The organism is Mesorhizobium sp. M7A.F.Ca.CA.001.08.2.1, assembly GCF_003998455.1.
In the GTDB taxonomy this organism is placed as follows: domain Bacteria; phylum Pseudomonadota; class Alphaproteobacteria; order Rhizobiales; family Rhizobiaceae; genus Mesorhizobium; species Mesorhizobium ciceri.
This window is the reverse complement of the sequence record NZ_RZPW01000302.1, coordinates 1-6821: the sequence shown is the minus strand read 5'-3', so window position 1 is coordinate 6821 and position 6821 is coordinate 1. Positions and strand designations below refer to the sequence as shown.

Here is a 6821-nt window from a genome sequence, read left to right as displayed (position 1 = left end):
GGTGACAGCAGCGTCGAGGCTGCTTCCGTGGCACCGGAGGTGAACACGACGTGCTCGGGCTTGGCGTTGACGAGCGCCGCCACGTCACGCCTTGCGGTCTCGATCAGACGGCGGGCCGCCCGCCCCTCGGCGTGAACCGATGACGGATTGGCGGCGACATCGAGCGCCGCGACCATAGCTTCGCGGGCCGCGGCAAGCAGCGGCGCACTGGCATTGTAGTCGAGATAGGCGCGTTTTGCGGCCATTTTCGTCCGTCAAGTCCCGTCAGAAGCCATTCCGCCGTCGTATGGCGTTATTTCCTTGAAATTCCAAGGCGAGCCGTCCTATTTACGCGGCTTGCGGCGCGGGTGGCCGGGCTCGATGTCTTGCCACTCAGTTTTGAACAATTCTAAACTAGCTTCTAAGAAGACGCTCGCCCTGCGTCAAGGCCAGAGGAAACGTTCCAGGCACCGCGCATTCGTATTACCTAGTGGAGTATTTTATGCCTGAGGTCATTTTCACCGGTCCTGCTGGCCGCCTGGAGGGTCGCTACCAGCCTTCCAAGGAAAAGAGCGCGCCGATTGCCATCGTCCTGCACCCGCACCCGCAATTCGGCGGCACGATGAACAACAAGATCGTCTACGACCTCTTCTACATGTTCCAGAAGCGGGACTTCACCACGCTTCGCTTCAATTTCCGCGGCATCGGCCGCAGTCAGGGCGAATTCGACCACGGCACCGGCGAGTTGTCGGATGCCGCCGCGGCGCTGGATTGGGTGCAGTCGCTGCATCCCGATTCCAAGAGCTGCTGGGTCGCCGGCTACTCGTTCGGATCCTGGATCGGCATGCAGCTTCTGATGCGCCGGCCCGAGATCGAAGGCTTCATCTCGATCGCCCCGCAGCCCAACACCTATGATTTCTCGTTCCTGGCGCCCTGCCCCTCATCGGGCCTGATCATCCATGGCGATGCCGACAAGGTGGCGCCGCCAAAGGATGTGCAGGGCCTGGTCGACAAGCTGCACACGCAGAAGGGCATCACCATCACCCAAAAGACGTTGCCCGGCGCCAACCATTTCTTCTCCAACGATGCCGACCTGCTGCTCGAGGAATGCGCCGACTATCTCGACCGCCGGCTGGCCGGCGAATTGTCGGATCCGCGGCCGAAGCGGCTGAGATAAGCAAGAAAGCAGGGACGGCAATGTACGAACCTCCTCATTTCAGGGAAACGCGGCCGGAAATCCTGCACGGGCTGATCCGGACGCATCCGCTGGGCCTGTTGATTGCCAACGGGCCCGATGGGCCGGTCGCCAACGCCATCCCGTTCCTGCTCGACGCGGAAATCGGGCCGAACGGCAGGCTGCGCGCCCATCTGGCGCGGGCCAACCCGCAATGGCGCCTGTTGGCCGACAATCCGGCGTCACCCGTACTGATCGTCTTCCAGGGCAGCGATGCCTATGTGACGCCGTCCTGGTACGAGACTAAGCGCGAGACCGGCAAGGTGGTGCCGACCTGGAATTATGCCATCGTGCAGGTTCGCGGCACCGTCAAGGTGATGGATGATCAGGACTGGCTGGCGCAGCAGATCGCCGATCTGACCGTCTCCCAGGAAGGCGCCCGCGCCGCGCCCTGGGCGGTGACCGATGCGCCGGAGCCCTTCATCCAGTCGCAGATCAAGGGCATTATCGGGCTGGAAATCGAGATCAGCGAAATCCACGGCAAGTGGAAGGTCAGCCAGAACCGGCCGGTCGCCGATCGCGTCGGCGTTGCACAGGGGCTCGAAAGCGAAGACCACCAATCGCCCGGCATGGCCGACCTGGTCAGATCCTATGGCGGACTGGACGGCAACTGAACTTCGAATGCTCAGGCAGTCTTCCTTGTCGGTCCGATCAGCCGAAACGTTCTCTTGCGGACCGGCAGTCCCGACGGCATCGGCCGGAAGATGAAGCCGAGCCGGGCAAAGACCAGCCCGCAGGCAAGCGCGAAACCGCAGCCAAGGCCGAAGCCGGCGACGGTGTCGCTGGGATAGTGCGCGCCAACGAAGATACGGGTCGAGGCGATGCAGGCGGTGATCGCCAGGGCGATGTACCAGCGCCGCGGAAACAACAGCAAAGCGACCCCGAACACCGCGCCCATTGTCGTACCATGGCCGGACGGAAAGCCGGCGAAGCGCGCATCGAAAGCGAAGGGGTGCAGGGTCAGCACGCCAAAGTCCTCGTAATAGAGCGGGCGAGCCCGGCCAATGGCATATTTCAGCACATTGACGGCGATCCCCGACAGGCCGGTGGCGCACAGCACCAGAAAAGCCAGGCAGGTCCAGTTGTAGAGGAGCATCAGCGAGCGCCGCGACAGGCTTCGCCAATCCGTCAGGTTCGCGGCGACAAGCAGAAGCACTGAGGGAATGATATACCAGCCTCCCAGGCCGAACTGGGTGAAAAAGTCGGCAGTCCGGGCAAATCCCGCCGACCACTTGCCGTGAAGCATTCCGGCCGGAGTGTCGAGACGAACAAATGCCGCCGCGGTCAGCAAGACCCAGACCAGCACCCAGACCGACCACAAAATATTCGGGTATCTGGCCGGCCGGGTGGCAAGGCGGCTTTTGGCGATCTGCATCGTATCGCGAAAGTTGTCGAGCGACCGGCGCCCTATTCCAAGGAGCAGGCTCGAAACGGGCGGGCGTGATTTCACCAGCATAGGAAATTCGACCCCATTGTTGCCGTCATGGGCATCGGCGAGCCGTCACTGGGTTACACGATAGAGGCCGAGCGACAGTTTGTCTCCCGACGAATAGTTGAGGCCGTCGACCTCGGCAACGCGGCTCGCCGACTTGCCTTGCGCCTCCAACAGGCCATTCAGCTTCTGCTCGTCGCCGATTTGTGCCAGCGCCAGCGCGCAGGTGGGGTCGCCGAGCAGATGCTTGGCGACGCCATCGACATCGGTCAGGACGGTCTTGGTGCCGACCAGGAACACCAGGCTCGGCTCGTGATATTCCGCTGAGGCGAGCACCGTGGTGTCGCAAGGCCTGTTGGCCTGGACTGCCGCCTCGATCGCCGGGCTCAGCCAGATCGGCTTCAGCGAAGGCGCGATGACGCCGAACAACAGCCCATAGGTGATGCCGGCGCAAACCGCGATGGCGCCGATGCGGGAGAGCGGCACTTGCAGCTGTCGCGAAAAAGCGAAATACCCTGCCGCCAGCGCCGCCGCGGCGGCCGGGATGCTCCACCAGGAAAAGGAGCCGGTGAGATAGATCGGCGCTCCGACGCAGACCGCCGCCAGGCCAAGGCTGACCACGGCAAGACCGAATGCGGTCGACCACCACAACCAGTCCTGCCAGCGCCTGAGCGGCGCATTGGCCTCCTGCGGCGACAATGTCAGCAGCCAGCCGATCAGCAGCGCCATGCCGGGATAGGCCGGCAGGACATAGTGCGGCAGCTTGGTCGGGATCAGCTCGAATACCAGCCAGAACGGAATGTACCAGGCGAGGCAGAAACGCAGCCGGGGATCGTCGCGCAGACGGTTGAGGGCCTGCAGCCCGGCGCCGACCGCGATCAGGCCGAACGGCCACATGAACAAGGAATAGGTCAGCATGTAGAAACCGGGCGGCAGGCCGTGCGATTCCTCGCCCGAGGCGACCTTGGCCATCATGTCCTTGCCGACGGCATCGTTGAGAAAGGCGCCGCCGCTCTTCCAGGTGATGAGGGCGACCCAGGGCAACACGATGAGCACCACCAGAGCGACACCGCGCACGAGCTTCAGCTTCAGGAGCCAGCGCCAGTCGCGCTCGAAGGCAAACAGGGCAGCGACCGTGAGCACCGACAGGAGCGGAGCCACCGGCCCCTTGATAAGGATTCCAAGGCCTTGAGCGGCCCAGAATATCCACGGCAGATGGGCGGCTACCGGTTCGTTGCGGCGCGATGCCAGATAGATCTGGGCGAGCGCGCCTTGCGCCGCCACGCAGCAGGCCAGCAGCATGGCGTCGGTCTTGGCGTCACGGCCCTCGAAGGCGGTGGCGAAGATCGCCGCCATCATCAGGCCGGCGGCGAGACCGGCATTGGCCCCGAACAGCTTCGTGCCCGTCCAGGCGATGCCGACGACGGCCAAGGCAATGCCAAGCATGGAGACGAGGCGGTAGACCCAGATCGGCGCCGCCGCCCCCTCGCCGCTCAGCGCCACCGCCGCCGATTGCAGCCAGTAGATGCCGATCGGCTTCTTGTAGCGCGAGGCATCCTGAAAACGGATGTCGACATAGTCGGAGGTTTCGACCATCTGCTTGGTGGCCTGGACAAAACGGGATTCGTCGCGGTCGATGGGTGGAAGGCTCGCCAGTCCACTGAACGTCATCAGCACGCTGAACAGAAAGAGAAAGAGATAGTTCCTGTTCATCGCGGAGCTTTCCGGATCTGATCTGCGGGATGGCCCCGTCGCGGCGCCTCAGGCCCTGCCCTGCGCGGCGCCTCAATACGCCAGCCCAAACGACGAAGCAAGGATTCGCAACGCCATCCGCGCGGGCTGCAAACCGGAAACCACTTTTGCTGATCGCTGGACCTTTGTCTGGCGCGCGATCAGTCGCAAAACCGGAAACCACTTTTGCTGATCGCTGGACCTTTGTCTGGCGCGCGATCAGTCGCAAAACCGGAAACCACTTTTGCTGATCGCGCTTGGATGCTAAACGCCCGCGTTCATGCACGCCTGAGCCACAGCGGCCGGACGCTTTCGGGAATAGAAAAAATGCCTGCCTTCAAATCGGATTTCCTGCGCACGATGAGCGAGCGCGGTTTCATCCACCAGACTTCGGATGATGCCGGTCTCGACAATATCTTCGCCAAGGAAACGGTGACAGCCTATATCGGCTTCGACGCCACCGCCAAGAGCCTGCACGCCGGCTCGCTGATCCAGATCATGATGCTGCACTGGCTGCAGCAGACCGGTCATCGGCCGATCGCGCTGATGGGCGGCGGCACCTCGATGATCGGCGACCCGTCGTTCAAGGACGAGGCGCGCAAGCTTTTGACCCCGCAGGACATCGAAGACAATCTTGCCGGTATCCGCCGCAATTTCATGCCCTACCTCAAATTCGGCAGCGGTCCCAACGACGCCATCATGGTCAACAACGCCGATTGGCTGATGGAGATCAACTACGTCAATTTCCTGCGCGATGTCGGTCGTCACTTTTCGGTCAACCGCATGCTGGCCTTCGATTCCGTCAAGCTGCGGCTCGATCGCGAGCAGTCGCTGTCGTTCCTCGAATTCAACTACATGATCCTGCAGGCCTATGATTTCGTCGAGCTCTACAAGCGTCTCGGCTGCCGCCTGCAGATGGGCGGCTCCGACCAGTGGGGCAACATCATCAACGGCATCGATCTCGGCCGCCGCATGGAGGACGCGCAGCTCTATGCACTGACCACGCCGCTGCTCACCACCTCGTCGGGCGCCAAGATGGGCAAGTCCGCGTCGGGCGCGGTCTGGCTCGACGCGGAGATGCTGAGCCCCTACGAATTCTGGCAGTACTGGCGCAACACCGAGGATGCCGACGTCGCCCGCTTCCTGAAGCTCTACACGACGCTGCCGCTGGACGAGGTGGCGCGGCTCGAGCGGCTCGGCGGATCCGAGATCAATGAGGCCAAGAAGATCCTCGCCACCGAGATCACCGCCCTGCTGCACGGCCGCGCGGCCGCCGAGCAAGCCAGCGATACGGCGCGCAAGACGTTCGAGGAAGGCGCGCTCGCGGAGTCGCTGCCGACCGTCGAGGTCGACAAGACAGCGCTCGAAACCGGCGTCGGCATCCTGTCGCTGCTGGTCACCGCCGGACTGGCGGCGTCGAACGGCGAAGCGCGGCGGCATGTGCAGGGCGGCGCCGTGCGCCTGAACGACGAGCCGGTGAGCGACGAGCGCCGGCTGGTGACCCCTCAGGATTTGAGTCCGGAAAACGTCGTAAAGCTTTCCTTGGGAAAGAAAAAACACATTCTGATACGGCCGATTTGAACTCGGTCACCGATACTCAAAAATCGACCTGAATATTCCGGGCGCGATCACCGACAGCGGATTGATGTCCAGCAACGGCTTGTTGGCGTTGCCTTTGAGCCGGTAGGTGACGCCGATCAGGCCACGGTCGCGGCCATTGCCGAGCAGCGCGCCAACGATGGGCAATTCGCCGAAGATGCGATTGAGGCCATAGACCGGCATGAACGTGCCGGTCATGTCCATGTTGTTGTTCTGGTCGTAGAGCGTGCCCTGGAACGTCGTGCCGATGCGCGGTCCGCGCAGCACGCCATTGGCCAGTTTCAGATAGCCGCTGCCCTTGTCGATCTCGGCGTAGCCGCGTTCGAACTTCACCCGCGACGTGTCCAGCTTGCCCTTGACCGCCTGGTTGAGGCTGCGGTTGTCGCCGGCCGGCGTGGTCGAGACGATGGAGGCGAGCTTCGGTTCGTTGACGACGAAAAAGTTGCTGGTGTCGACCTTGCCCTTGAGCGATCCGTCGCTCGGCCCGGCCAGTGCGAGCGTGATCACGCCGCCTTCCATATGTTCGTAGATGTTGAGGAACCTCAGGATGGCGCCGGCGTCCGCGGACTGCATGTTGAGCGTGCGCCGGCCGGCGCCGGTCGTGTTGCTGATCGATATGGCCGCACCTGAACTGGCCGTGGCGCTGACCTTCAGCCCGTTCACCCGCGAGCCGGCCGCGCTGTAGCCGAGCTTCAGATTGGACAATTGCTCGTCGTGGAAACCGGTCAGCCGGTCGACATCGGCGCTGACGGAAATGGCATCGGAACCGGTGGTCTTGGTAGCCGTGTCGACGTCGGAGGTGAACTGCTTGATGAGCGAGCGGGCGTCGAGCGCGTTGCCCGATAT

The 6821-nt window shown here is 63.1% G+C and carries 6 protein-coding genes and 1 pseudogene; 3 read left to right on the top strand and 4 right to left on the bottom strand.

Annotated features, from left to right (window positions below; translation table 11 throughout):
* Positions 1-245: aminotransferase class V-fold PLP-dependent enzyme (locus tag EN914_RS18560; protein WP_127389195.1), on the bottom strand; the 245-nt coding region annotated here is incomplete at its 3' end.
* Between the two features lie 236 nt (positions 246-481).
* Here EN914_RS18560 and EN914_RS18555 point away from each other — a divergent pair.
* Together EN914_RS18555 and EN914_RS18550 are read left to right on the top strand one after the other, a co-directional pair.
* Entirely contained in the window at positions 482-1156 is a 675-nt protein-coding gene (locus tag EN914_RS18555; RefSeq protein ID WP_013532163.1) for an alpha/beta hydrolase, read from the top strand.
* A gap of 20 nt (positions 1157-1176) precedes the next feature.
* On the top strand, positions 1177-1827 hold the full coding sequence (locus EN914_RS18550; RefSeq protein ID WP_024504575.1) for an FMN-binding negative transcriptional regulator: 651 nt from the start codon (positions 1177-1179) through the stop codon (positions 1825-1827).
* An 11-nt stretch (positions 1828-1838) separates the two neighbouring features.
* Here the strand turns inward: EN914_RS18550 and EN914_RS18545 are convergent, their stop codons facing one another.
* Both EN914_RS18545 and EN914_RS18540 read right to left on the bottom strand, forming a co-directional pair.
* On the bottom strand, positions 1839-2669 hold the full coding sequence (locus tag EN914_RS18545) for a phosphatase PAP2 family protein (protein ID WP_024504576.1): 831 nt from the start codon (positions 2667-2669) through the stop codon (positions 1839-1841).
* 45 nt (positions 2670-2714) lie between these two features.
* A complete protein-coding gene (locus EN914_RS18540) occupies positions 2715-4358 on the bottom strand; it encodes a glycosyltransferase family 39 protein (protein WP_024504577.1) in 1644 nt (547 codons plus the stop codon).
* A gap of 345 nt (positions 4359-4703) precedes the next feature.
* Between EN914_RS18540 and tyrS the strand changes: the two genes are divergently transcribed.
* Positions 4704-5957, top strand: a complete 1254-nt coding sequence (gene tyrS / locus EN914_RS18535; RefSeq protein ID WP_024504578.1) for a tyrosine--tRNA ligase — start codon at positions 4704-4706, stop codon at positions 5955-5957.
* Positions 5958-5963: 6 nt separating this feature from the next.
* On the opposite strand, the pseudogene EN914_RS18530 reads toward tyrS, so the two are convergent.
* A pseudogene (locus tag EN914_RS18530) lies at positions 5964-6821 on the bottom strand (AsmA-like C-terminal region-containing protein); the annotation flags it as partial.